Source organism: Streptosporangium sp. NPDC049078 (genome assembly GCF_040648855.1).
Lineage (GTDB): Bacteria > Actinomycetota > Actinomycetes > Streptosporangiales > Streptosporangiaceae > Streptosporangium.
The window spans coordinates 437,216-462,013 of sequence record NZ_JBEZEL010000003.1 but is presented as its reverse complement, the minus strand read 5'-3'; the positions used below and the strand labels follow the sequence as shown (position 1 = coordinate 462,013).

15 protein-coding genes are annotated in these 24,798 nt (G+C 71.0%); 10 read left to right on the top strand and 5 right to left on the bottom strand.

What is annotated here, in order from left to right; translation table 11 throughout:
- Positions 1-27: 27 nt before the first annotated feature.
- The 3 genes from AB0B90_RS07055 to AB0B90_RS07045 all read left to right on the top strand — a co-directional run bounded on the left by AB0B90_RS07055 (position 28) and on the right by AB0B90_RS07045 (position 3,241).
- Complete coding sequence (locus AB0B90_RS07055) at positions 28-873, top strand: hypothetical protein (protein WP_362921292.1); 846 nt, start codon at positions 28-30, stop codon at positions 871-873.
- Complete coding sequence (locus AB0B90_RS07050; RefSeq protein WP_362921290.1) at positions 807-1,643, top strand: VOC family protein; 837 nt, start codon at positions 807-809, stop codon at positions 1,641-1,643. Before AB0B90_RS07055 ends, AB0B90_RS07050 begins: the two co-directional genes overlap by 67 nt.
- A gap of 191 nt (positions 1,644-1,834) precedes the next feature.
- The gene (locus AB0B90_RS07045; RefSeq protein ID WP_350945005.1) at positions 1,835-3,241 is read left to right on the top strand and encodes an NAD(P)/FAD-dependent oxidoreductase; all 1,407 of its coding nucleotides are present in this window, start codon (positions 1,835-1,837) and stop codon (positions 3,239-3,241) included.
- Positions 3,242-3,406: 165 nt separating this feature from the next.
- On the opposite strand, the gene AB0B90_RS07040 is transcribed toward AB0B90_RS07045, so the two are convergent.
- Positions 3,407-5,845 carry an AAA family ATPase gene (locus tag AB0B90_RS07040; RefSeq protein WP_350945004.1) on the bottom strand — a complete coding sequence of 813 codons (2,439 nt, stop codon included), beginning with the start codon at positions 5,843-5,845 and terminating at the stop codon, positions 3,407-3,409.
- A gap of 240 nt (positions 5,846-6,085) precedes the next feature.
- Here AB0B90_RS07040 and AB0B90_RS07035 point away from each other — a divergent pair, with 240 nt between their 5' ends.
- The 5 genes from AB0B90_RS07035 to AB0B90_RS07015 all read left to right on the top strand — a co-directional run bounded on the left by AB0B90_RS07035 (position 6,086) and on the right by AB0B90_RS07015 (position 16,084).
- Positions 6,086-8,329 (top strand): TOMM precursor leader peptide-binding protein, encoded by a 2,244-nt coding sequence (locus AB0B90_RS07035; protein ID WP_350945002.1) that lies wholly within the window; start codon positions 6,086-6,088, stop codon positions 8,327-8,329.
- 14 nt (positions 8,330-8,343) lie between these two features.
- Positions 8,344-9,705, top strand: coding sequence for a SagB family peptide dehydrogenase (locus tag AB0B90_RS07030; RefSeq protein ID WP_362921286.1), 1,362 nt, complete (start codon positions 8,344-8,346; stop codon positions 9,703-9,705).
- Positions 9,706-9,848: 143 nt separating this feature from the next.
- Entirely contained in the window at positions 9,849-10,661 is an 813-nt protein-coding gene (locus tag AB0B90_RS07025; RefSeq protein ID WP_350944999.1) for an HlyD family efflux transporter periplasmic adaptor subunit, read from the top strand.
- 133 nt (positions 10,662-10,794) lie between these two features.
- On the top strand, positions 10,795-13,047 hold the full coding sequence (locus AB0B90_RS07020) for an NHLP family bacteriocin export ABC transporter peptidase/permease/ATPase subunit (protein ID WP_362921284.1): 2,253 nt from the start codon (positions 10,795-10,797) through the stop codon (positions 13,045-13,047).
- Between the two features lie 154 nt (positions 13,048-13,201).
- On the top strand, positions 13,202-16,084 hold the full coding sequence (locus AB0B90_RS07015; RefSeq protein ID WP_350944995.1) for an NHLP bacteriocin export ABC transporter permease/ATPase subunit: 2,883 nt from the start codon (positions 13,202-13,204) through the stop codon (positions 16,082-16,084).
- A gap of 256 nt (positions 16,085-16,340) precedes the next feature.
- On the opposite strand, the gene AB0B90_RS07010 is transcribed toward AB0B90_RS07015, so the two are convergent.
- Entirely contained in the window at positions 16,341-18,647 is a 2,307-nt protein-coding gene (locus AB0B90_RS07010; RefSeq protein ID WP_362921281.1) for an elongation factor G, read from the bottom strand.
- Positions 18,648-19,197: 550 nt separating this feature from the next.
- Here AB0B90_RS07010 and AB0B90_RS07005 point away from each other — a divergent pair.
- Together AB0B90_RS07005 and AB0B90_RS07000 are read left to right on the top strand one after the other, a co-directional pair.
- On the top strand, positions 19,198-19,791 hold the full coding sequence (locus AB0B90_RS07005) for a sigma-70 family RNA polymerase sigma factor (RefSeq protein WP_362921279.1): 594 nt from the start codon (positions 19,198-19,200) through the stop codon (positions 19,789-19,791).
- On the top strand, positions 19,788-20,783 hold the full coding sequence (locus AB0B90_RS07000) for a hypothetical protein (RefSeq protein ID WP_362921277.1): 996 nt from the start codon (positions 19,788-19,790) through the stop codon (positions 20,781-20,783). The genes AB0B90_RS07005 and AB0B90_RS07000 overlap by 4 nt, the downstream gene beginning before the upstream one ends.
- Before the next feature lie 224 nt (positions 20,784-21,007).
- Here AB0B90_RS07000 and AB0B90_RS06995 read toward each other — a convergent pair whose 3' ends face one another.
- From AB0B90_RS06995 to AB0B90_RS06985, 3 genes are all read right to left on the bottom strand, one after another.
- Positions 21,008-21,454: a hypothetical protein gene (locus tag AB0B90_RS06995; protein WP_350944987.1), complete on the bottom strand. Its 447-nt coding sequence runs from the start codon at positions 21,452-21,454 to the stop codon at positions 21,008-21,010.
- A gap of 247 nt (positions 21,455-21,701) precedes the next feature.
- Positions 21,702-22,673 (bottom strand): hypothetical protein, encoded by a 972-nt coding sequence (locus AB0B90_RS06990; RefSeq protein WP_362921275.1) that lies wholly within the window; start codon positions 22,671-22,673, stop codon positions 21,702-21,704.
- 655 nt (positions 22,674-23,328) lie between these two features.
- Complete coding sequence (locus AB0B90_RS06985; RefSeq protein WP_362921273.1) at positions 23,329-24,759, bottom strand: serine hydrolase domain-containing protein; 1,431 nt, start codon at positions 24,757-24,759, stop codon at positions 23,329-23,331.
- Positions 24,760-24,798: the final 39 nt, after the last annotated feature.

The window sequence follows — 24,798 nt, the reverse complement described above, 5'->3', positions numbered from 1 at the left end:
TTGCCCCTGCTATTGAGTTTCTTCGGCATGACCGTCATGGTTCTCACCGAGCTCAACCTAGGCGACCTGGCATTCCTGTTCGGCCCGCACCTCGTGGAGAGCGGCGAACCACAGCTGGTCGTGAAGCTTCTCACCGGCAAGTCGTCGGACGGGGAGCTGCTGGTCTACCGTCCCGACGGGATGTTGCTGCAGCGTCGCGTGTTCCGCGGATGGAGCACGATGCCACCCCCTCTCCCCCCGTTCGCCGTGCTCGACCATCTTTTCCTGGTGATGCGCGCCATCGTCATGGCCAAGGGCGACTCCACGGTCGCGCTGATCGGCACCGCCTGCTCACCCGGTGCCGCCGTGGCGACCGCACTGGCCAGGCGGTCCTGGCGGCCGGTGTCGGGACAGCTCCTCGTGATCGACCGGGCCACCGGCCAGACGCTCCCCTTCCACGTACCGCTGGACCTGCGCGGCGGCGCCCTGGAGTCGGCGAGGACCGGCGGCCTGATCGGCCCGGAGACCGACCCCGGCACCTGGCGGCGGGCCGAGCCCACACCGGCCGGGGAATCCGTTCTGGTCCGCCCGGAACTCCTCGGCCCGATCGTCCCCGTCACCGCCAGGCTCGCCCCGCCCACCCTGGTCAGGATCTGCCAGGAGGACGGCGACCGCTGCGAGCTGGCGCCCTGGGCCTTCCAGCCGCACGTCTGGCCGCCGAACACCTCGGACCTGGCCGACGCGCCCCGCTACCGGCTGCTCATGCCGGAGTTCGGCGGCGCGGAGGAGGCCGCGACACTCATCGACGACATGCTCCAGGAGACGCCATGCCCCGGCGGACCGCGTACGGCCCGGGAACACCTTGCTGGGTCGACCACATCACCGTCGACCTGACCGGCGCGAAACAGTTCTACGGCGGCCTGTTCGGCTGGGAGTTCACCAGGGAGAACGACCGCGGCTACCACCTGATCACGTTGCGAGGGGAGATCATCGGCGGCCTCGGCCCCAGCCCGATGGGCATGGCGCCCGGCTCGTCGTGGAACGTCTACCTGGCCTCCAAGGACCTCGACCACACCCGGACGGAGGTCGGACGCCTGGGCGGCCGTGTCGTGATGGGTCCCGTGCCGGCGGGCGGGGACGGCCGCCTCTGCCTGGCCGTCGACCCGTCCGGCGCGGCGGTCGGCTTCTGGGAGGGGGGCAGGGACGAGGGCGTGGTCCTGGTGGACGAGCCCGGCGCCCTGTGCGCCTGCGAGCTGCACACCGCCCGCCCTGATGCGGCGGAGGAGTTCTACCGGGGCCTGTACGGTGACGTGCCCGCGGTGATCCGCTCCTCGTCCAGGACCGGCTGGGTGCCGTTCTTCGGTATCGGGGACGCCGAGAACACCGAAAGCTCCGGGGGCTCCGGAAGCGACGAGGGCAGCGCGGCGGAGGTGTCCACCGGGAACGCCGGAGACGAAGAAACCGGCCAGGGCACCGGAAACAGCGGAAGCACCACGACGGAGACGGCCGCGGGGAACGCCGAAGGCCCCGGGGGCACGGGAATCACCGGGATCACCGGGATCACCGTCGCGGCGGCGCTCGCCGCCGGGGCCCGCCAGCTGGATTCCGGCCTGTTCGCCGACCCCCTGGGCGGGGTCTTCGGCCTCACCGGCGGGAATTACTGACGACGAAAGCGCACGTCACCCAAAGGCCACCCGTCGCCGCAGGTCAGGGGCGTGAGCACGTGTCAAGCCGGGCTTTCCGCGTCAACAGTCAGAAAATGCGTATCATGATGAGCATAAATACGTATTAACAAGTTTCCCTAACCCTTGCGATGATTCTGAAGTTGGCAATTCTCGCAGGGGAAAGGCATTTCATGGCGCCTGACGTGACGGTGATAGGCGGAGGCCCTGCTGGAGCGATCTCGTCGGCGCTGCTGGCTCGGGCGGGCGCCCGGGTCCGCCTGCTGGAACGGGATTTCTTCCCCAGATATCACATCGGCGAGTCGATCTCCTCTTCCTGCCGGGCCATCATCGACCTCGTCGGCGCCAGGGAGAAGATCGAGGCCCGCGGCTACCAGGTCAAGGAAGGACTGCTGCTCCGCTGGGGCGCGGAGCGCGACTGGGCGATCAACTGGCCGGACCTCTTCGGCGACCAGGTGCGCTCCTGGCAGGTGGACCGCGCCGACTTCGACGACGTCCTGCTCAGGCACGCCGCCGACGAGGGCGTCGAGGTGGTCCAGGGCGCCCAGGTGAAGAAGGTCCGCTTCGACGGAGACCGCGCGGTGGGCGTGGAGTGGACGCACGACGGGCGTCTCCTGGAGGCTCCCGCCGAGTTCGTGGTGGACGCCTCGGGCCGCGCCGGTGTGCTCTCCTCCCAGCACTTCCGCAACCGGCGGCCGCACGACGTCTTCCGCAACGTCGCCATCTGGGGCTACTACCGGGGCGGCACGCTGCTGCCCCGCACTCCCCGGGGCGGCATCAACGTGATCTCCTCCCCCAACGGCTGGTACTGGGTCATCCCGCTCAGCGGTGACGTCTACAGCGTGGGCTTCGTCACCCACCGGGACCAGTTCCTCGCCCGCAGGCCCGAGTTCCCCTCGCAGCACGCGATGTTCCTCGCGCTGGTCGCGGAGTCGCAGACGGTGGCGGAGCTGGTGGCGGACGGTCACCTCGAAGGTGAGATCCGCGTCGAGCGGGACTTCTCCTACTCGGCCGACAGCTTCTGCGGGCCCGGCTACTTCCTCGCGGGCGACTCCGCCTGCTTCCTCGACCCGCTGCTCTCCACCGGCGTGCACCTGGCCATGTACAGCGGCATGCTCGCCGCCGCGAGCATCCTGTCCGCCCACGCGGGGGAGGTCACCGAGCGCGAGGCGCTGGCGTTCCACGAGTCCCACTACCGCAACGCCTACGGCCGGATGTTCTCCATGGTCGCCGGGTTCTACGAGCAGTACCGGGGCAGGAACAGCTACTTCTGGCTGGCCCAGCGCCTGGCCAGGGGGCAGTACCCGGAGCTGATGAGAAAGCGCGGCGGTGACGCCCCCGCTCCCTCCGACGGCGCCTTCGCCTCGATCACCTCCGGCCTGACCGACCTGGACGACGCCACCCGCGTCGGCGGCGCGGCCCCGCTGGACGCGATGGTGCTCGCCGGCGAGCTGGTCGCGGGGAAGAACGGCGACCGGAGCGCGGACCTCGGCGGCCCCGGCGACGCGTCCGGGCTCTACCTGGTCACCGAGCCGAGACTGGGCATCGGCAGGGCCGTCGAACCGGTGGCGCCACGCTGACCGAAGGTCCACCGATCGGCACACCGGCCGAACCGGAGGCATCGCGCTGACCGGAGGCCGACCGATCGGCGTACCAGCCGGACCGGAGGCCGACCGGAGATCGACCGGGTGGTAGGGCGCGAGGCGACTCGGTGAACCGAAACGATGGGGACCGCGGGGAGCAGATCAGAGGTCGAGGGCGGTGGCCAGCTGGTGCCGTCCTCGGATGCCCAGCTTGCGGTAGATGCGGCCCAGATGGGTGTCGATGGTGCGCTTGCTCAGGCAGAGCCGCTCGGCGACCTCCATGCTGCTCATGCCCTGCCGTACCAGCTCGACGACCCGCTGCTCGGCGGGGGTGAGCACGATCCTGGCGTGCGAAGGGCGGGCCTCCGGCGTGTGGTCCCGGCTCCCCGGCTCGCCGGCGGCGATCGTACGGGCCGCGGAGTGCTCGCCCAGCGCGGTGTACGCCCGGGCGGCGTGCGCGCGCCAGGGCAGGCAGGCGGGATTGGTGATGCCCCGGGCGGAGAGGCGGTGCCCGCAGTCGAGGAAGAGGCCGAGCGCGGTGGCGTGGTCGTCCGCCGCCGCCGCGATCAGCCCCTGCACCTCCAGGACCATGCTCTTGACCAGGGGGTGGGCGTCGGCGGGGATCGTCATCTCGCGTACCAGTGCCTCGGCGTCGTCCACCCGCTCCATCCGGATCAGGGCCCGCGCGCCGCAGGCGCGGGCCGCCGTGGCGAGCACCCGCGCGCCGATCAGTTCGGCCCCCTCCCGCGCGTCGAGCGCGTCCCGCAGGCTGTCGGCGGACTCGCCCCTGCGGTAGTCGACGTCCGAGCGCAGCAGCAGCCCGAGCGCGTGCAGGTCCGGCTGGTCCCAGGTGCGGGCGTCCCGCAGGATCCTGGTGCACACGTCCAGCGCGTCCTCCGGCCGTCCCGTCCAACCGAACGCGAGCGCGGCGCCCACCAGGCCGGTGCCGACCGGCCGGTCCCTGGGTGATCGGTCTCTGGTGGCTCGCGTCGCCAGCCGCCTGGCGGTGTCCGGGTAGCGCCCGCCCGCCGCGACCATCGCCGCGAGCGCCCCGGAGAACTCCTTCGCCGCCGCGTCCGGCGTGCCCGCCGCGGCCATCCGCAGCGACCTGCGCAACCCCGCGCGGTATCCCGACAGCACTCCCTGCGCGGTGAGCCGCAGCAGCGGCTCCCTGGGCGGGTCCGCCATCGTCGCCAGTTCGTGGGCCGCGGTGACGAACGGCCTGACGCCCACCGTGCCGGCGGCGAGCGCGGGGCTGGCCAGGTTCAGCAGCGACCTGGCCCGCCGGGCGGGATCCGGCGCGGTGGTGGCCAGCGCCTCGGCGTGCCGGACGCAGGCGTCCAGGTCGTGGCGCAGCTCGACCATGCCGAGTTGCAAGGTCAGCTCGTGGATGGTCGCGGAGTCGTCGGTGCAGGCCAGCGCGCGGCGCAGGTATCGGGTCGCGTCGTCGTACCGCCGGGCCGCGACCGCCTCGGTGGCCGCCCTGCGCAGCACCGGGATTCCCCAGTCGGAGTCGGTGAGCATCAGGTGCTCGGCGGTCTGCGCGGCCGGCGCGCCCAGCCTGTCGAGCAGCGTGGCCCCGCGTTCGTGCAGGCCGAGCCTGGTCTGGTTGTCGACGCGCGACAGTACGGCGGCGCGGACGAGGGGGTTGCGGAACCGTACGGGCGGCCCCTCCGAGATGAGTCCCGCCTGGACGAGGGCTCGGCGGGCCTGGCGGATCTGCGGCTCGCCCTGGCTCAGCAGGATCGCCGCCACGGTGGTGTCGGTGTCGGGTCCCATCACGGCGAGCTGGGTGAGCAGTTCGGAGACCACCGGGTCGTGGTCGTTCAGCCATTCGAGCACGGTGTCGGAGAGTGCCGCCGTACCGATCTCCAGCACCTGGTCGATGTCGGGCTCGCCGGGGCTCACCCTCGCCTGGCGCATCCGGCCGGTCAGCTCGCGCAGCACCAGCGGGTTGCCCTGCGACAGCGTGTGACAGAGCGCGGCCAGCTCCACGTCGGGCGGCGCGCCCATCGCCTCCGCGACGAAGTCGGCCGTGCAGGTGGCGCAGAACGGTCTGAGCTGCACGGACCGTGCGTACGGCAGATTGCCCAGGTCCGCGCCGAGCGCGGCCGGGGTGCTGCCCGGCAGCGTGGCGACCATCATCACCGGCAGGTCGTCCAGGCGGCGCGCGATGTAGGAGAACCAGCGCAGCGAGGGGGTGTCGGCGAAGGCCAGGTCGTCGATCGCGATCACCACGGGGTGGTCGGCGACGAGTTCGCGGGTGATGTGGAACAGGTTGAGCAGCAGGTCGTGGGTGGCGGCGCCGTCGCCGTCGGAGGCCCGGTCGAACTGCTTGCGGGTCCGCTCCCCCGAGGAGAGCACCGGGTCGAAGAGCTGCCTCACCATGCCGTAGGCGAAATGACTCTCGCTGGGATGGCAGCGGGCCCGTAACACCCGGCTGCGCTGGGGAAGCATTTCGGTGACGGCGCCGAGCAGGGAGCTCTTGCCCATCCCGTTCTCCCCGAGGATCGACGCGACGACCGGCCTTCCTGACCGGAGCCCGTCAATGGCCTCCCGGAAGACAGTCAATTCTCTGTCCCGGTGAAGAAGTGATGCCATACCTCATGGTCCCATTCTCCCGATACAGATCTCAACGGGCGCCCCGCCCGTCTTTCCCGGCGACCCCATGTGCGCTCCCACCACCGCCGATACGGCGATACTGAGGCATCCGCCCCCGAAACCTAAGTATCGGCCGCGCGATGCGTACATTTTTTTGCGCATTCACCATAGCGGTCATCTCGTGTTTGAATCCGCATTGAAGAGGGTTTCGAGAGCTTGATATAAAAAAGGCGGTTGGCAATGGAGAGTCCACGGCTGAAGGCTCATTTCCATGTCGAGGTCGTGGACGGATCCCGGGTCTTCCTGTACGCGGAGGGAAAGGACTTCCTCGTGCCGGGGCAGGCCGCCGCGGCGGTGCTGCCCTACCTCGACGGCCGCAGGACCGTGAGCGAGATCGTCCAGGAGCTGTCCGGGCGCGTTCCGTTCACCACGGTGCTGACCACGCTGCGCCGCTACGAGGCGGCCGGACACCTCGCCGAGGGCAGGCCGGACCTGCCGGAGAGGGTGCTCGCCTACTGGGACGCGCTGGGCATCGACCCGGCGGCCGTCGCCAGGGGCACACCGGTCACCGTCTCGGCCGCCGAGAGGGTGGACGCCGCACCGGTGGTGAACGCCCTCACCGAGCTGGGGCTGAACGTGAGCACCGGCGCGATCGGCGAGGTGCCCGCCGAAGGGGTGTCGGTCGTGCTCGTCGACGACTACCTCGACCCGGCCCTGGAGCACCGCAACGCGCTGCAGCTCGCCTCCGGGCTGCCCTGGCTGCTCGCCAAGCCCGGTGGCGTCAGCCCGTGGCTCGGCCCCTACCTCGACCCCGACCACACCGGCTGCTGGTCGTGCCTGGCGCAGCGGCTCGGCGGCAACCGCCAGCTGGAGCGCTACCTCGCCGGCAAGCGGGGCGAGCGGACGCCGCTGCACCCGGTGCGCGCGCAGATCGCGGCCGGGCCGCTCGCGCTGGCCGGGATGCTCGCGGCCGAGGTCGCCAGGATCGTGGCGACCGGTGAGCCGGGCGCGCTCTGCGGCCGGATGGTCACCCTCGACCTGGCGACCATGGAGACCGGCGGGCACATCCTGATCCGCCAGCCGCAGTGCCCCTCGTGCGGCACGCCACCCGACGGCGACCCCAAGATCGTGCTCACCCCGAGCCTGGCGAACCACGTCACCGACGGCGGCTACCGGGTCAACCAGCCGCAGGAGACGTTCGAGCGGCTGGAGCGGCACATCAGCCCGCACCTCGGCGCGATCACCAAGCTGATCTCGATCGGCGCCGACTCCAGCGGCCTGACCTTCAGCTACGCCGCGGGACACAACTTCGCCATGGTCAACGACAGCATGGACCTGCTCCGCCGCAACCTGCGCGGCCAGAGCGGCGGCAAGGGGCGCTCGGAGATCCAGGCGAAGGTGAGCGCGGTCTGCGAGGCGATCGAACGGTACTCGGGGGTCTGGCGGGGGGACGAGCCGGTCATCCGGGCCGCGTACGCCGACCTGGACCCGGCCACCGCCGTGCACCCGGACCGGATGCTGCTCTTCTCCGACGAGCAGCGGGCCGGTCGCAAGGAGTGGAACGCCGACCCGGCGCACCGGCTGCAGCAGGTGCCCGACCCGTTCGAGGAGAACGTGCCGTTCGACTGGTCGCGAGCCTGGTCGCTCACCAGGGACGAGGAACGGCTCGTCCCCGCCGCCTACGCCTGGTACGGCCACCCCGACCTCTACGGCCACTTCTTCTGCATCGCCGACTCCAACGGCAGCGCCGCGGGCAACACCCTGGAGGAGGCGATCCTGCAGGGCATCTGCGAGCTGGTCGAACGCGACTCGGTGGCGCTGTGGTGGTACAACCGGCTGCGCCGCCCCGGCTTCGACCTCGACTCGCTGAACGACCCCTACGTGGACGAGCTGCGGGACTTCTACTCGAACATGGACCGCGACCTGTGGATGCTCGACCTCACCACCGACGTGGACATCCCGGTGTACGCGGCCGTCTCCCGGCGCCGCCACGAGGTCGAGGACATCATGGTCGGCTTCGGCAGCCACCCCGACCCGCGCATCGCGGCGTTCCGCGCGCTCACCGAGCTCAACCAGTTCCTGCCCAGCGTGGACCGGCGTGACGAGGAGGGCAACACGCTCTACCGGGTGGACGACCCGGAGATGCTGGCCTGGTGCAAGGGGGCGGTGATCGACCGCGAGCCCTGGCTGCTGCCGGATCCGGACCGGCCGCTCACCACCGTCGGCCCGCCCGCCCCCACCGACCTGGCCGAGTGCGTACGCCGGTGCGTGGACTCGATCGAGGCGGCCGGCTCCGAGGTGATCGTCCTGGACCAGACCCGCCCCGACCTGGACCTGAACGTCGTCAAGGTGATGGCGCCCGGCCTGCGGCACTTCTGGCGCCGGCTGGCACCCGGCCGCCTCTACGACGCGCCGGTACGGCTCGGCTGGCTCGACCGCCCGACCCCCCAGGAGGAGATCAACTCCTGGAACGTGTTCTTCTGAGACGGACGGTGCCCATGAACCCCATCATCGTCTCCCGGCTCCGCCGGGACGCGTCGTTCTCCGGCGAGCACATCCGGTTCGCCGCCACGGTCCTCGAACTGAAGAACCTGTCACAGGGGCAGGGCACCGCGCTGAAACTGCTCGCCGAGGGCGACCACGACGACGCCGCCCTCGCCGCCGCGGTGACCACCGCGGACGGCGAGGCGGGACTGCTGCGCTGGCACCTGCTGTTTCGCAGGCTCAACACCTCCGGGCTGATCGAGCACGCCGTACAGGTGGACGGCGACGTCACGGCGAGGCTCTATCCGGTCGGCCGTGGCTCGACGCTGCCGGCGGCGGCCCCCGCGGGACCGGTGCGGCTGTCGCGGTTCGCCGAGGCGCGGGTGGTGGACGGCACGCTCACCCTGCGGGCCCCCGGCCGTCACCTCGCCGTCGAGCTGATGCCCCAGGCCGCGGGACTGCTCGGCGAACTCGCGACCTGGAACACCCAGGCGCCCGCCCCGCTGCTGCGGCTGCTCGCCACCGCCGGCCTGCTCGCGCCCGGCGGCCCGGACGAGGACCTGGAGACGACCGAGCGGTCCTACGCGCAGTGGCACCCCGCCGACCTGGCCTTCCACTCCCGTACCCGCTTCCCCGCCACGGTCGGCGGGTACGGCGGGACCTACCCCCTCGGTGACCGCTTCCCGCCCGAACCGGTCTCCCCGCCGCCCTCCGGCCTGCGTACGGTCGCGCTGCCGGTGCCCGACCTGGACCGGATAGCGGCGACGGAGCCGTCGTTCACCGAGATCCTCGAACGGCGCGGCTCGACCCGCGCCCACGACGAGGAGACGCCGATCACCCTCGCCCAGCTCGGCGAGCTGCTCTACCGGAGCCTGCGCAGGCGGGGCACGATGACGGGCAGCGACGGCCAGCGGCTCGCCAACCGGCCGTATCCGAGCGGCGGGGCCGTGCACGAGCTGGAGGTCTACCCGCTCGTCACCGCGTGCGAGGGACTGCCCGCAGGACTGTGGCACTACGCGACCGACCGGCACGAGCTGGAACTCGTCGCCGAACCCGGCAAGGCCACCGACGTGCTGGTCAAGGAGTCGCGGAACGCCGCGATGATGGAGACGGACCCGCAGGTCGTGCTGCTGGTGACGGCGAGGTTCGGCCGGGTGATGTGGAAGTACGAGACCGTCGCCTACCCGCTGGTGCTCAAGCACGTGGGCGTGCTCTACCAGACCCTCTACCTGGTGGCCACCGCGATGGACCTCGCCGTGTGCGGCCTGGGCGGCGGGGACGCCGCGGCCTTCGCCACCGCCTCGGGACACGACCCGCTCCTGGAGGGCACCGTCGGGGAGCTCGTCCTCGGCTCCCGGTCACGGACGGAAGGGTAGGCCCCGATGAGTTCTCGCCACCGGCCCCGGACGGAGGGGTGGAACGCGATGGCATTCCGCCACCGGCCCCGGACGAAACGGGATTCCGCACCCGGCCCCGGACCCGACCTCGGCCCCGGCCCCGGACGAAGGGGTGGAGCGCGATGAGATTCCGCTACCAGGCGCTGCAACGGATGCGCGAACCCGACGAGCTGGACTCCCCCACCCTGCTCGCCACCCCCCGGGGCTGGATCGCGGTCTTCGTCGTGATGATCGTGATGGCGGGCGGGCTGGTCTGGGCGTTCGCCGCCGAGCTGCGCATCTCGGTCGCCGCCCCGGGCGTCCTCACCCATCCGGGCGGTACGGCCCGCATCCAGAGTCACTACTCGGGCCTGGCCCGCCGCGTGCTGGTCAGGCCGGGCGACCGGGTGATCGTCGGCCAGTCCGTCGCGGAGCTGCAGGACGCCGACGGCAAGATCCAGCAGGTGGCGAGCCCGTTCACCGGCCAGGTGGTCGGCACCACGGTCAACGACGGCCAGGTCGTCGCCGTCGGCACCACGATCGCCACCGTCGAACGGACCGACCTGCCCGACGACCGCCTGGTCGCGATGGTGTTCGTGCCCGCCGACCGGGCTGCGTGGATCGCCCCCGGCCGTCCGGTCGACCTGGAGGTGTCCACCGCGCCCGCCGCGGCCTTCGGGCTGCTGCGCGGCCAGGTCACCTCGGTGAGCCGCTACCCCCTCACCGGCGAGGCACTGGCCGGACTGGTGGGCGGCGAGCTCGCCGCCAAGAGGTACGCGGCCGTCCAGGCCCCCCTGATGATCATCGTGGACCTGATCCCCAAACCGGGCACGCACTCGGGATACACCTGGTCGACCGCGCAGGGGCCACCCGTGCAACTCGACTCCCAGGTGACCGTTTCGGCCTCCATCCACCTGGGCGAGCAGACGCCGTTCGACCTGGTGCTCGGGCGCTGAGCGGAGGAGGCACCGATGACGGACATGACGACGAGGCCCGCGAAAGCCGCCCCCGCGAAGCGGGGAAGGCGCCGATGACGAACACGACGACGAAGCCCGCCAAGCCCGCGGTCACGAAGCGGAGGAGGCACCGATGACGAACACCACACTCGACCCCGCGAAACCCGCCAAGCCCGCCAAGGCCGCGCCGAAGAAACAGCCGCAGGCCCCGCGCCCCCGCAGGAAGAACCGCCACCGGGTGCCGACCGTGATCCAGATGGAGGCGGTCGAGTGCGGTGCCGCCGCGCTCGCGATGGTCCTGGGTCACTACGGCAAGCACGTCCCGCTGGAGGACCTGCGCGGTCGCTGCGGGGTGTCCAGGGACGGGTCCAAGGCCTCCTCGATGCTCGCGGCGGCCCGCTCCTACGGGATGATCGCGAAAGGCTTCCAGGTCGAGGCCGAACTGCTCCGCGACCAGACCGGTCCGGTGATCATTTTCTGGGCGTTCCAGCACTTCATCGTGGTCGAAGGACTCGTGACCCGGTTCGGCCGCACCATGGTCGCGGTGAACGACCCCTCGTCGGGCCCCCGGCTGATGGAGTGGTCGGAGTTCGACTCCGGCTTCACCGGGATCATGCTCACCTTCGAGCCGGGGCCCGACTTCAAGCCGGGCGGCGAACGCGCCAAGCTCAGCAAGGCGCTGCTGCAATGGCGACTGCCGTCGGGACGCGCCCTGCCGCTGGTGCTGCTCGCCAGCGCGCTGCTGCTCCTGCCCGGCATCGCGGGCCCCGCCTACTACCGGGTGTTCATCGACCGGGTGCTGACCGGCAACTCCCCCGGCATCCTGCCGCCACTGCTGATCGTGATGGCGTTCACCGCGGTGGCGATCTTCGTGCTCACCTCGGTGCAGCAGTACTACCTGCTGCGACTGGAGATCAGGGTCGGGCTGGTCGGCTCGGCCCGCTTCTTCCGGCACCTGCTCCGGCTGCCCATCGAGTTCTTCCTGCAACGCCGCCCGGCCGAGGTCGCCAAGCGGATCTCCACCAACGACACCGTCGCCGAGATCCTCTCCCGCGACCTCGCGCTGACCGTGATCAACATGGTGCTGGTGGTGTTCTACGCCGCGCTGCTGGTCCGCTACGACGTACTGCTCGGCGTGATCGGCGTCGGCATGGCGGCGCTGAACATCCTGGTCCTGCGCTGGGTCGCGCGGGCGCGCAAGGACGCGGTCACCGCGCTGCGCACCGACCGGGGCAACCTCACCGGCACCACCTTCGCCACACTCAGCATGATCGAGACGGTGAAGGCCACCGGCGCCGAACCCGACGCCTTCACCCGCTGGGCGGGCTTCCTCGCCAAGGTCGTCTCCGCGCAGCAGCGGCTCGGCGTGCCCACCGCGGTGCTCGTCGTCGTACCGCCGCTGCTCGCCACGGTGAACACCGGCCTGATGCTGCTGATCGGCGGGCTGCGGGTGGTGGAGGGCGTGCTCAGCGTCGGCATCCTCATCTCCTTCCAGACCCTGCTCGCCGCGCTCAGCAGGCCGGTCACCCAGCTCACCAACCTCGGCGGCCGTCTGCAGGACCTCAGCGCCGACGCCAAGCGCATCCACGACGTGGAACGGCACCCGATCGCCCGCTGCTTCGAGCGCAGCGGCGACGCGGCGGAGATCGGCACCCGCCTGGAGGGCCGCCTCGAACTGCGGAACGTCACCTTCGGGTACGGCCCGCTGACCGACCCCATCATCACCGACCTCTCGCTGAGCATGACACCGGGCAGCCGGGTCGCGATCGTGGGCGGCTCCGGCAGCGGCAAGTCCACCCTGGGCCGCCTGCTGACCGGCCTGTACGAACCGCGCTCCGGGCAGATCCTGCTCGACGGCCACCCGCTGGACGAGATCCCGCGAACCGTGCTCGCCGGCTCGATGGCCTACGTCGACCAGGAGATCGTGCTGTTCGCCGGGACCGTCCGCGACAACCTCACCCTGTGGGACGAGGCCGTCCCCGACGAGGTGGTGCTCGCCGCACTCCGCGACGCCGCCGTCTACGACGCCGTGCTCGCCCGCCCCGGCGGGATCAACTCGTTCGTCCGCGAGGACGGCCGCAACTTCAGCGGCGGCCAGCGGCAGCGGCTCGAACTCGCCCGCGCGCTCGCCTCGGAGCCGACCCTGCTCATCCTCGACGAGGCCACCAGCGCCCTGGACCCGGAGACGGAACACGTCATCATGGACAACCTGCGCCGCCGCGGCTGCGCCTGCCTGCTGATGGCCCACCGGCTGTCCACCATCCGCGACGCCGACGAGATCATCGTCCTGGACGGCGGCCGGGTCGCCGAGCGCGGCAGCCACGAGGAACTGCTCGCCGCCGACGGCATCTACACGCGGCTGTTTAACACCGGAGGAGGACTGTGAGCCCCCGCCGAAATCACCGGGATCACCGTCCCGCTGCTCGACACCGAAGGACGACCGTGAGCACCCGCCAGGATCGTCCCGCTGCCCGGCACCGGAGGGGCACCATGAGCCCCGCCAGGATCACCGTCCCGTCGCTCGACATCGGAGAAGCATCGTGAGCCCCGCCGCGCTCGCCGGGATCGCCATCCCACTGGACCTCGGCACCGACCGGTTCACGGTCCTCGACAACCCCGGGCGGATGCTGCTCGTCGAGTCGGGCCTGGTGGACCTGTTCGCGGTCAGGACCGTCGACGGCGAACTGAACGGACGCTGGAACTTCCTCGGCCGGGCCGAGGCGGGCATGGTGCTCGCCTGCGGGGCGCCTTCCGGTCCGCGCCACGTGATCGTGGCCCGCCCGGTGCCCGGCACCGTACTGGCCGACGTCCCGGTCGCGGTGCTGCACGACCTGCCCGCCGAGGCCGCCGCCTGGCTGGTCAAGGGGCTCGGCCGAGGTATCGAACTGCTCGCCGAGGCGCTGCCCGCCACCCTGCCGCCCAGGCAGTTCGTCCCGCTGCCCGTCGAGGGGACCGCCGAACTGGAGGCGGGCCGCGCCCTGCGGTCGGTCGACGGCGTGCGCTGCGTGCGCGTCGAGGAGGGCGAGGTGGGCGTCGGCAACAGTGACGGCCTGGTGTTCGGCGCGGACAGCGACATCTGCCTGACCGAGCGGGACTGGCTCCTCGCCCACACCAGGATCCGGCTGCGGACCCGCTCGCTGCACTCGGTCTTCGACGAGGGCGTACTGTGCGAGTTCCTCGCCGCTCACGCCGTCCGGCTGCTCGCCACCGTCGACGAACGCCTGGAGCGGCAGCGCGAGGAGGAGCGCGCCGCGCTCGCCGAACTGCGCGAACGCGAGAGCACCGTGCTGACGCAGGCCGTGCGCAGCTTCGACGCCGTACTGCGCGACACCGAGGTCCAGGTCAAGCTGGCCGACGTGGCCAACGACCCGCCCGCCCTCGCCGCGGCCCGGCTGGTCGCGGCGCACCAGGGGTTCGAGGTACGGCCGCCGGTACGGCGCGGGGGCCAGGACCGGCCGATGGGCGACCTGCAGGCGATAGCGCTCGCCTCCGGCGTCCGTACCAGGATGGTCCGGCTGGACGGCCCGTGGTGGACCCAGGACCTGGGCCCCATGGTGGGCAGCACCTCCACCGGCCGTCCCGTGGCGCTGCTCACCATGGGCCACGGCTACGTCATGGTGGACGACGGCGTGCTCACCCCGGTCACCGCGACCGTCGCCCGCGGCCTGGAGAAGCGGGCCCACGTGCTGTACCGGCCGCTGCCCGCCTCGGTCAAGACCGTCGGCGCGCTGCTGCGCCTGGGGCTCCTCGACGGCGGCAACCACCGTGACCTGCTGCGGTTCGCCGCCATGGGGGTGCTCGTCTCCCTGCTCGGGCTGCTCGTCCCGATCATGACGGGCAAGGTGCTCGGCGTGTTCACCGTACGGGCCGAACTCGACCTCATCGTCCAGGGCTCCCTGCTGGTGATCGGCTCCGGGTTCGTGATCGCCGCCCTGTCGGTGGTGCAGAACATCGCGGTGCTGCGGGTCGAGAGCCGCACCACCTCCGCCCTGCAGTCGGGCCTGTGGACCCGGCTGCTCTCCCTGCCCGCAGGCTTCTTCGCCCGCTACTCGACCGGCGAACTGGGCACGACGGTGCTGGGCATCAGCTCGGCGCAGGAGATGCTCTCCGGGATGCTCACCACGGCCACGCTGGGGCTGCTCACCGGATCGGCGAACCTCGTCCTGGTCTACTTCTACGACGTGCGCCTCGCCCTGGTCGCCACCGCGCTCATGCTGTTCGGCCTCGGGTTCGCCTTCGTCGCGGGACGAATGCAGCTGCGCTGGCAGCGACAGGCCTACGAGCACGAACGGACCATGTCGGCCAGGGTCTTCCAGATGCTCACCGCGATGCCGAAGCTGCGGGCCGCCGCCGCCGAGGAACGGGCGTTCGCCGAATGGACGCGTGAGGCCACCAGGGGCCGATCGCTCACCGCCTCGGCCCGCCGCATCCAGAACGCGGTGACCACGTTCAACGCCGGGTTCCCGCTGGTCTGCACGGGGATCGTGTTCGCGGTGGTGGCCGGGCCGATGGCGGGCCAGGTCTCGGTCGCCACGTTCCTGCCGTTCTTCACCGCACTCAGCCTGCTGCTCGCCTCCAGCCTCCAGTTCACCGCCGCCGCCGTCACCGCGATGGGCGTCGTGCCGATGCTGGAGAACATCAGACCGATCCTGGAGGCCCGCCCGGAGACCGACGGCACCAAGGCCGACCCCGGCGACCTGTCGGGGCGGCTCGGGCTCAGCAAGGTGTCGTTCCGCTACGGCCAGGACGGTCCGCTCACCCTCGACGGGGTCGCCCTCTCCATCGAGCCCGGCGAGTTCGTGGCCCTCGTCGGTCCCTCGGGCAGCGGCAAGTCCACGGTGCTGCGGCTGCTGCTCGGCTTCGAGACCCCGCTCTCGGGCACCGTGCTCTACGACGGCCAGGACCTCGCCGAACTCGACGTCTCCGCGGTCCGCCGCCAGTGCGGGGTGGTGCTCCAGAACGGCGCGCTGCAGGCGGGCAGCATCCAGGCCAACATCGTCGGCAGCGGCGTCCACACCGTGGACGACGCCTGGGCGGCGGCCGAGATGGCCGGGCTCGCCGCCGACATCAGGGCGATGCCGATGGGCATGCACACGGTGCTCTCCGAGGGCACCAGTACGCTGTCCGGCGGTCAGCGACAGCGCCTCATGATCGCTCGCGCACTGGTCGCCCGGCCCCGCATCGTGTTCTTCGACGAGGCGACCAGCGCGCTGGACAACCCCTCCCAGAGCCGGGTCGCCGAGAGCACCCGCCGCCTCAACGCCACCCGGGTGGTGATCGCCCACCGGCTCTCCACGGTGGTGGCCGCCGACCGCATCGTGGTGATGGACGAGGGGCGGATCGTCCAGCAGGGCACCTACGACGACCTCCTCGCCGACCGGGACGGGCTCTTCGCCCGCCTCGCCACCCGCCAGCTCTCCTGACCGGCGCATCGGACCGCCCGGCCCTCACACCGATCTGCTCGGCCTCCACACCGGTGTGCACGCCCCTGCATCGGTGTGCCCGACCTCGCGGGACCTCGCATGGTCGCGAACCTTCGTGGGTGAACCTTCGTAGGTGAACCTTCGTGGGTGGCCGATGCCGGGACGGTCGCGACAGGAGGGCGGCACGGCATGTCGCCGGACGACGGCCCCGCTCTCGGGCGGGGCCGTCGCCGGTTCCACCGACTCCCACTACTTCCTACCGGAACGGCGTCCCGCCGGGCACCGCGCCCGGCGGGACCGGGGCGTACCCGGTGGGCCGGGTGGTGAAGGTCCCCCGGCCCTGGGTCCGGCTCCGCAGCCTGGTCGCGTACCCGAACAGCTCGACGAGCGGCACGGTCGCGGTGATCACCACCGTCCCCGCCCGCGCGGTCGAACCGGAGACCCGGCCGCGTCGCGCCGACAGGTCGCCCAGCACCCCGCCCGCGGCGTCGTCGGGCACGGTGACCGTGACCTCGACCACCGGTTCCAGCAGCACCATCGCACTGGCCCGCAGTGCCTCCCGCAGCGCGAACCGGCCGGCCGCACGGAACGCCATCTCCGAGGAGTCCTTGGGGTGGGTGGCCCCGTCGGTCAGCGTGACCAGAAGACCGGTCACCGGATGACCTCCAAGAGGACCCTCGGCGAGCGCGTCCCGGCATCCGGCCTCCACCGCCCGGACGTACTCCCTCGGCACCCGCCCGCCGACGACGGTCGAGCGGAACACGAAGCCCGCCGCACCTCCGTCACCTTCACCGTCACCGACTCCGGTGCCGGTGCCGGTGCCGGTGCCGGTGCCGGTGCCGGTGCCGGTGCCGGTGCCGGTGTCCGCGAGGTTCTCCAGTGGCTCCACGTCGAGGACGACGTGGGCGAACTGCCCGGCGCCGCCGTCCTGCTTGACGTGCCGGTACAGCAGCCCCGACACCCCGCGCCCGACCGTCTCCCGGTAGGCCACCTGCGGCCGGCCGACCCCCACGTCCAGCCCCTGGTTACGGCGGATCTTCTCCACCGCGACCTCCAGATGCAGCTCGCCCATCCCGGAAAGCAGCGTCTGACCCGTCTCGGGGTCGGTCCGCACCACCAGCGAGGGATCCTCCTCGACCAGCCGTGCCAGCGCCGACGCCAACCGTCCGGTGTCGACGCTCCTGCGCGCCTCGACCGCGACGGAGACCACCGGATCGGCCGCCGTCGGCGGTTCGAGGACGATCGGCGCCTCGGGCGCGCACAGGGTGGCGCCGGTACGGACCGACTTCAGCCCGACCACCGCGACGATGTCCCCGGCCACCGCCAGGTCCACCTCCGTGTTCCGGTCGGCCTGCACATGCAGGATCCGGCCGATCCGCTCGGTACGCCGCGCGCCCGCGTCCAGCACCGTGTCCCCCTTCCGGATCGTTCCCGAGTAGACGCGCAGGTAGGACAGCCGTCCGGTCGCCGTCGAGTTCACCTTGAACACCAGCGCGGTGAACGGCGCCGCCGGGTCGGCGGCCCGCTCCAGCACCGCACCGTCCCGGGAACCGTCCGAGAGGCCGTTCCGGGCATCGTCCGGAGCACCGTTCCGCGAACCGCCGAGGAAGCCGTTTCGCGAGCCGTCCGGGGCACCGCGCTGGAAGCCGTCCCGCGAACCGTCCAGGCTGCCGCCCCGGGTGCCGCGTACGGGCGGCACGTCCAGCGGCGAGGGCAAATAGGCGACGACGGCGTCCAGCAGCGGCTCGATCCCCCTGTCGCGGTAGGCCGATCCGCACAGCACCACCACGCCCTCCCCGGTACGTGTCAGGTCGCGCAGTGCGGCGTCGAGAGTCGGCGCGGAGATCTCCGACTCGGCGCAGAACTCCTCGAACGCGACCGGGTGCAGTTCGGCCACCGCCTCCTCAAGCAGGCGGCGGCGCCGACTCGCCTCCTCGCGCAGGACGTCCGGCACCGGTGCCTCCTCGAACGTGTCACGGCCGCCGGCCCAGACCAGCGAACGCATACGTACCAGGTCCACCACGCCGGTGAACCCGTCCTCCCGCCCGATCGGCAGCTGGACCACGAGCGGTACCACCCGCAACCGCTCGCGGATCGACGCGACCGCCGCGTCGAGGTCGGCACCTGAGCGGTCGAGCTTGTTGACGAAGGCGATCCGCGGCACCCCGTGCCGGTCGGCCTGCCGCCACACCGACTCGCTCTGCGGTTCGACGCCCGCGACGGCGTCGAACACCGCGATCGCGCCGTCGAGCACCCGCAGCGAGCGCTCCACCTCGTCGGAGAAGTCGACGTGGCCGGGGGTGTCGATGAGATGGATTCGGTGGTCGTTCCAGACGCAGCTCACCGCCGCGGCGAAGATGGTTATTCCACGGTCGCGCTCCTGGGAGTCGAAGTCGGTGACGGTCGTCCCTTCGTGCACCTCGCCACGCTTGTAGGTGGCGCCGGTGACGTACAGGATCCGTTCGGTGACGGTGGTCTTGCCCGCGTCGACGTGGGCGAGGATGCCCAGGTTGCGGACGCCGGTCAGCGAGTCGGTGATACGACGGTGCGGGTTGGTGCGCACGGCCCATGGCCTTTCGGAATGATTCCGGACAGGACTGCGCGATTCCCGGACGTTCTCGGACGGGACGATCTGGGTTCAGGTCGTCAGGTGACCCCCGGCACGGCATGGCCGCACGGGGACATGCCCCGTGGGCCGACTCGGCGGCGGGGGTCTGAAGGTCAGAGGTTCGTCACGGGTGGTCGACGTCGGCCGCGCGGCCGGCGTCGGGCACCAACGAAGACACCAGGATCACGTCGAAGCGTGACGGGGGAACGACCACGGCGGTGCGATGACGCACGACATGCTCCCCTCACTGGTCAGGACGCGCACGCCACGGTGTCGCGGCGGCACATGATCAGTGGCGAGTGTACTGAGACCGGCATGGGCGGTAAATCGGTTTTCTCCCGTACGAACCCGTGAGCCGCGGATCTGCGAACCCGCGAACCTACGGACCTGCGGGACCCGCAAGGGGCGCCGACGAATGTCCGCGAACAACCCGAGGACGGCCGTAACGCTCGCCGACAAGGCGGACATGTGGGCAGTGCCGGATCGTCGACGTGGAAGGGGACCCGTGAACTCACCGGAGGAACGGTTCGCCGCGCTGTTCGAAGAGACTCATCAGCCCTTACTCGCCTATGCCGCGCGGCGGGTGACCGATCCCGCGGACGCGGCCGACGTGCTGACGGAGACGTTCCTGGTGGCCTGGCGCCGGCTGGAGGAGGTTCCCGAGGGTGAGCAGGCACGCCCCTGGCTTTTCGGGGTGGCACGCAAGGTCCTCGCCAACCTCTACCGCGGGGAGCGCAGACGGCACGCGCTGGCGGAGAAACTGCGATCGCACATACCCGAGGTGGCGCCGCCGCCCGACACGGTGATCTCCCCGGTCGAGGCGGCCATGAGCCGGCTCGGCGACGACGACCAGGAGCTCCTCCGGCTGCTCGCCTGGGAGGAGCTCACCCGCGACGAGATCGCCCTCGCCCTGGGCGTCTCGCGGGCGACGGTCCGCGTACGCCTGCACCGCGCGCGGGGGCGCCTGGCGAAGGAGTTACAGGCACAGGAGACGGCCGGTCGCGTGAGCCTCCACCGCGCGGCGGCGCAAAGGACATCGGACGTACTCGTGGCGAAGGGGCGGGCACGGGTCCGTTCCGCAGTGAAGGAGCAGCGATGAGAAACGACGACGACGTGCTCGCGCGGCTGCGTGCGGCCGACCCGATCCTCGGCGCCGACCTGTCCCGCACCGATCGGGGGGCACTCGACGACCTGCGGGAGGGGATCATGCTCACGGACCGGGGAACCCCGGCTCGCAGGGAGCGCTGGGGCACACTGAGCCGAGGTGGCGTGGTCGCCGTCATGGCGGCCCTGCTGCTCGGCGGCGGGGTCGCCTACGCCACCTACCAGCAGATCTACACCCCCGCCGGCATCGGCGACGTGTCCTGCCTGACAGAGTGGGCCGGTCCGGAGGCCGAGGCGCGAGACGGCATCAGCGGGCCGGATCTCACGGGTGATCCGGTGGCCGACTGCCGGCTCTACCGGGAACAGAGCGGTCGGCCGCCCATCCCCGACCCGGTGGTGTTCCGTTTCAACGAGAACGTGTACGTGGCGCCGCGATCGCAGGTGCCGCCGTCGGCGATCGTGATGGGACCGGCCGCGCCACGGGACACCTCCGTACGGGAACTGAAGTCCGTCCTTGGCGACTGGGTGGACGGGATGAACTCCCGCTGCTTCTCCGAGACCGAGGCCATCGAGTTCGCTCGGGAACAGCTGAGCAGGCTGGGGCTTGAGGGCTGGCGGTTCAAGGTCATTCCTCCGAATCCCCAGCCCGGAGATCCGGGCGGGCCGTGCTCGTACGCCGAACCGGACGGCAAGAACAACACGGTGGACGTGTATCCCAACCGCCAGCGCGACCTCAATGTGAAGAACACCGGCACGGTCGACCCGTTCGTGTACGAACTCCGTGACGCGCTCCGGGAGGGCATCGCCTCCCGGTGCGTCGGCCTGGACGAGGCGGAGAGCCTGGCCAGGCAGGCTCTCGGGACGACGAAGTACCGCTGGCCCCTCGCGGTGATGCCCGACCCCGCCGCCTCCTGCACGCGCGTCGACCTGGAGGTCGCCGGCAGCATCCAGATCACCCTGCGCGGCCCCAAGGTCGCCAATCCCTGAATCCGTGGCCCTCGCCCCGCCCGACCCGAGCCCGACCCCGGGTGAGTCCGGCCCGGACCGAGTCCGGCCCGGGGCGGAGCGTCCGCAGAAACGGGACGCGCACTGCGAAGAGGAGTCCGCCGGGCGGTGGCCGTGACAGCCGGGCGCCGACCGGCGGGGGGCGGAGCCGAATCCGCACCGCCCGCCGGGAAGACCATCAGCGTCGCGTCATCGACCGGATCAACCTAGGACCGGCTGGTCTCCAGGTTGCAGTTCGGGTCGGGCAGGTTGTTGCGGTCGAAGATGAACTTGAACTTGCCGTAGAGCTTCCAGCTCGACGGCACCGACACGGTCGAGCTGGGCGTGTGCGATCCGTAGCCGTTCTTCGCGCTCTCGGTGGACCAGGTGTAGTGCGCGGTGTCGGTGCTCAGACTGACATCGCGCATCAAGGTGGCCTTGACGTTGTTCTTGGTCGATCCCGACTCGCCGTAGATCGTCCAGGTGAACCTGTCGAGCGTGGTCTTACCGGAGACGGTGTTGGTGGTGTAGTGGATCGCCGCGTCCGCGATCATGCCGGAAGCGGTGCAGCTTCCTGAACGGGAGGCGGCGTTCGCCGCGCCCGCGGTACCGACGACGGTGAGCATCGCCAGTCCGGCGACCATGAGAGCCCCGGTGGAAAACTTCTTCAACATTTCTGCTCCTGTTTTGAACACCCTGTAGTGAATGTGACCGCTGCGGTAGTCGAAGGGCGAAACCCATCGGGGGGACCACGAGCGGTACCGGTGGTGCGTCTGCTCGACATCTCTCTCCTCACCCGGACTCGGGCCGTACGGGAAGATCAGCGCAGAAAGGGGAAACCTGACGTCCGGCCGCGTACAGGCAGCCACACAGTGACATCCGCGACGGGGCGGAAAGACGCCGTCGTTGAGAACTCGGAAGCTATTGGGCCAGGTCGGCGGGTTCGTTCGGCATCCATTTCACGTCCCCGTCCGAGGTGACGACGACCAGTTCCCCGTCCGCGACGAACCTCGCCGTGGCGACCCCGTCCGTACTCCGCGCCACCTCGCCCTCGGCGTCCAGCAGCGTGAAGGTCCTGCCGTCGGAGACCCCGATGTAGGGCCGGGTCGGATGCGCCGTCACGCCGGCCTCGGTGGCGAGCTCCCGTTTCCATGTCGAACGGCCGTCGGGTCCCAAACCATGCACGACCGTCCGGAACCCCCCTTGCATGTCCATCGAGCGCATCACCAGCGCCGCCGCACTCGTTCCGAGCGCGCACTCGGCGGCATGGGCGAGCGCGGGTTCCAGCGGATGCCGTTCGGACATCCCCCGTACCAGAGCCGCCCGCGCCCCGGTCACCAGGGCCGTCTCCCCCCGACCGGCCAGACAGACGTCGCTCACGGTGCCCCATTCGAGACCGGCGCCGTCCGGCTTCCAGCCGTCGACGTCACGGGTGAACCGCAGCAGCCGTCCCTGCTTCGGGTCCCGCTGCGTGGTGAAGGCGAGTGCCGCCTTCCCGTCCGGCGACATGGCCCATCCGTAGTCGGAGTACGGCACCGCGACGCGTTCCGACCCGGCCGGGCGGACGATCCTCAGGTGGGTCCGGCCGTCGGGGTCGCGCTCCTCGACCACCGCGTCCTCGGGCGAGGCGGCGGTCAGCACCCGTACCTCTCGCGAGCCGGAGAGCGGGAAGGAGGATCGTCCCCGCTCGGTGAACCGGTACGGAGCGCCATCCGGCTCATCCGGCGCCGACGACGTTCCCTCCGCCTGCCCGGCCCCGCCCCCGGCGGCGGTCGAGATGACGGCCGCCGGGCACCTGTCCAGGCAGACGACGCCGCTCACCGTCTCGGCGAGCTCCCGGTCCTGCCACACTCGTCCCCGCACCCGGTCGAACCCGGTGATCGTCATCGTCACGGGATCGAACACCACGGCCCCGCTCGCATCCGCCTGCATTATCCGCGGCGGACGCGTCACCGTGGACGACCCGGCACCGGCTTCCCCACTACAACCGGTAGCGACCAAAAAGCAACCGGCGACCGACACGGCGATTCCCCGTAATCGCATTACTACCTCTCGCCCCGTTTTTATGCACGTCGAAATCCGCCCGGGAGGCCCCTATCCCGGCGAATAGTGCAGTCCAAAATATATAGACCGAAACCCTCAGAGCGAAAGCCTCATTTACCCCCCGCCCCAAGATCCAGATCCGGCAAGCTCCCCGACGGCCGGCCGAACCTCTGGCTCGTCCCGCCTCTCTCCACCGCGTGGGACTGCTACGAGACCTCCGCCGGACGCGGCGACGACTGCGGCTTCGCGAAAAATCGCGGTCGATCAGCATGATGCGGGGGATTTTCGGGGAGTCGCGAAAGCGAGCACATGCTTACCCGAGGCTTCATGCCCCTGAGGGCGCGGCCTTCGGGCCGCACCCTCTTTTCCTCTCCCACCCGAGGCTGCGCCGCCAATGACGCGCTCAACCGTTACTTCTGCGGCGGCCCGTACAGACTGCCCGATGAACGGGCGAAGCCGATCGGCGCCCGAACCGGTCGGCACCTGTGAGGCCGGCCGATGTCACCTACGCGACGTCGGGCCGTGTCATCAGCGGCGAGCGCAGGTGCACCGCCAGATCGGAGTTGGCCAGGGGCACGATGTTCCATATCGCGACCGCTGTGCCCGCTTCGGCGTCGACCACCAGCTGGACCCGGTGCGGGCCGGTGATGACGTAAAGGTCGGCGACGAACGTGTCGTCCTGCCAGGCACCGGCCGCGACGACAGGCCGGCCGAGCGGCGCGCTCTCCCGCCATTCGCCGTGGCCGACCTCGACGTCGAGGGACGGCCCCAGTCCCACGATCCACCCACCGTCCACGGGATCGACGGTCACCGTGGCTCCTTCGGGCAGCGGCGAATCCCTGGCGGAGGCGTCGAGGCTCGCCTTGACCGAACGCTTCGGGCCGGCCGAACCCGACACCGGCGCGAGTGACAGCCGCCGCAGCCGATCGGCGAGGATCTCGTCGTCCCGGGTGCTTCCCTCCTGGTCCAGACCGGGCAGCAGACACTCCCACAGCGGGTCGAGTATCGCCTCTCCCTGCGTCACCGCGGCGGTCACCGCGACCACGAGATCGTGCGACGGAACGACCAGGCAGAACTGGCCGAAGGCGCCGTCGGCGCGGTAGCCGTGACGCGACATCCAGAACTGGTAGCCGTACCCGCGCAGCGCGTCGAGGTTCTCCGACCAGCCCTCGATCTGCAGGGTCTCGATGTGCCGTCCGGTCGCGAGCTCCACCCATTCGCGCGGGATGAGCTGCCGGTCGCCCCACAGGCCGCCGCGCAGCAGCAACTCACCGAAGGCGGCGACCGCCTCGGTCGTGAGATGCAGCCCCTGGAACCCGAAGACGGCACCGCTCGCCACCCGGTCCCATTCGGCGTGCTCGACGCCCATCGGCGCGAAGAGGCGCTCGTCGAGAAATTCCGGGAGGCCCCGGCCTGTGACCCGTTCCACCATCCGGGCCAGGATGAAGGTGGTCGGGTTGTCGTAGGCGTGCCATGTCCCCTCGGCTTCGGGAAACGGTACGCGCAGGAAGCCCTTCACCAGGTCGCCCGGTTCCAGTCGCCATGCGTCGGCGAGGCTGTCCGTGCGGTGTCCGGCCGTCATCGACAGCAGGTGGTGAACGGTGACGCGGCGTCCCTGCTCCGAGATGTCGTCCGGAACGTGGTCGGGCAACACGTCCACCACCCGATCGTCGAGCGAAAGCAGCCCGTCGGCGATCGCGAGCCCCACGGCGACCGAGGTGAACGACTTGGTCACCGAGTAGAGCAGGTGCGTGCGCTCGGCCGAGTACGGGGCCCACCAGCCTTCGGCGACGACGTGACCGTGGCGTACGACCATGATGGAGTGGCACTCGACCGACTGTGCTTCGAACCGGTCCAGCAGCGCGGTGATCGAACGAGACGACATCCCCGAGGCGGCCGGTGTCGACCGTGGCAGCAGGGCACGATGAGAGGGCATCCAGGCACCGTAACAAACCCACCAAATCCACTCAATGGA

What these genes read in the sequence shown, in the direction of transcription:
- AB0B90_RS07055 (WP_362921292.1), top strand. Translation starts at nt 28, where the DNA reads ATGACCGTCATGGTTCTCACCGAGCTCAACCTAGGCGACCTGGCATTC.
- AB0B90_RS07050 (WP_362921290.1), top strand. Translation starts at nt 807, where the DNA reads ATGCCCCGGCGGACCGCGTACGGCCCGGGAACACCTTGCTGGGTCGAC.
- AB0B90_RS07045 (WP_350945005.1), top strand. Translation starts at nt 1,835, where the DNA reads ATGGCGCCTGACGTGACGGTGATAGGCGGAGGCCCTGCTGGAGCGATC.
- AB0B90_RS07040 (WP_350945004.1), bottom strand. Translation starts at nt 5,845, where the DNA reads ATGGCATCACTTCTTCACCGGGACAGAGAATTGACTGTCTTCCGGGAG.
- AB0B90_RS07035 (WP_350945002.1), top strand. Translation starts at nt 6,086, where the DNA reads ATGGAGAGTCCACGGCTGAAGGCTCATTTCCATGTCGAGGTCGTGGAC.
- AB0B90_RS07030 (WP_362921286.1), top strand. Translation starts at nt 8,344, where the DNA reads ATGAACCCCATCATCGTCTCCCGGCTCCGCCGGGACGCGTCGTTCTCC.
- AB0B90_RS07025 (WP_350944999.1), top strand. Translation starts at nt 9,849, where the DNA reads ATGAGATTCCGCTACCAGGCGCTGCAACGGATGCGCGAACCCGACGAG.
- AB0B90_RS07020 (WP_362921284.1), top strand. Translation starts at nt 10,795, where the DNA reads ATGACGAACACCACACTCGACCCCGCGAAACCCGCCAAGCCCGCCAAG.
- AB0B90_RS07000 (WP_362921277.1), top strand. Translation starts at nt 19,788, where the DNA reads ATGAGAAACGACGACGACGTGCTCGCGCGGCTGCGTGCGGCCGACCCG.
- AB0B90_RS06995 (WP_350944987.1), bottom strand. Translation starts at nt 21,454, where the DNA reads ATGTTGAAGAAGTTTTCCACCGGGGCTCTCATGGTCGCCGGACTGGCG.
- AB0B90_RS06985 (WP_362921273.1), bottom strand. Translation starts at nt 24,759, where the DNA reads ATGCCCTCTCATCGTGCCCTGCTGCCACGGTCGACACCGGCCGCCTCG.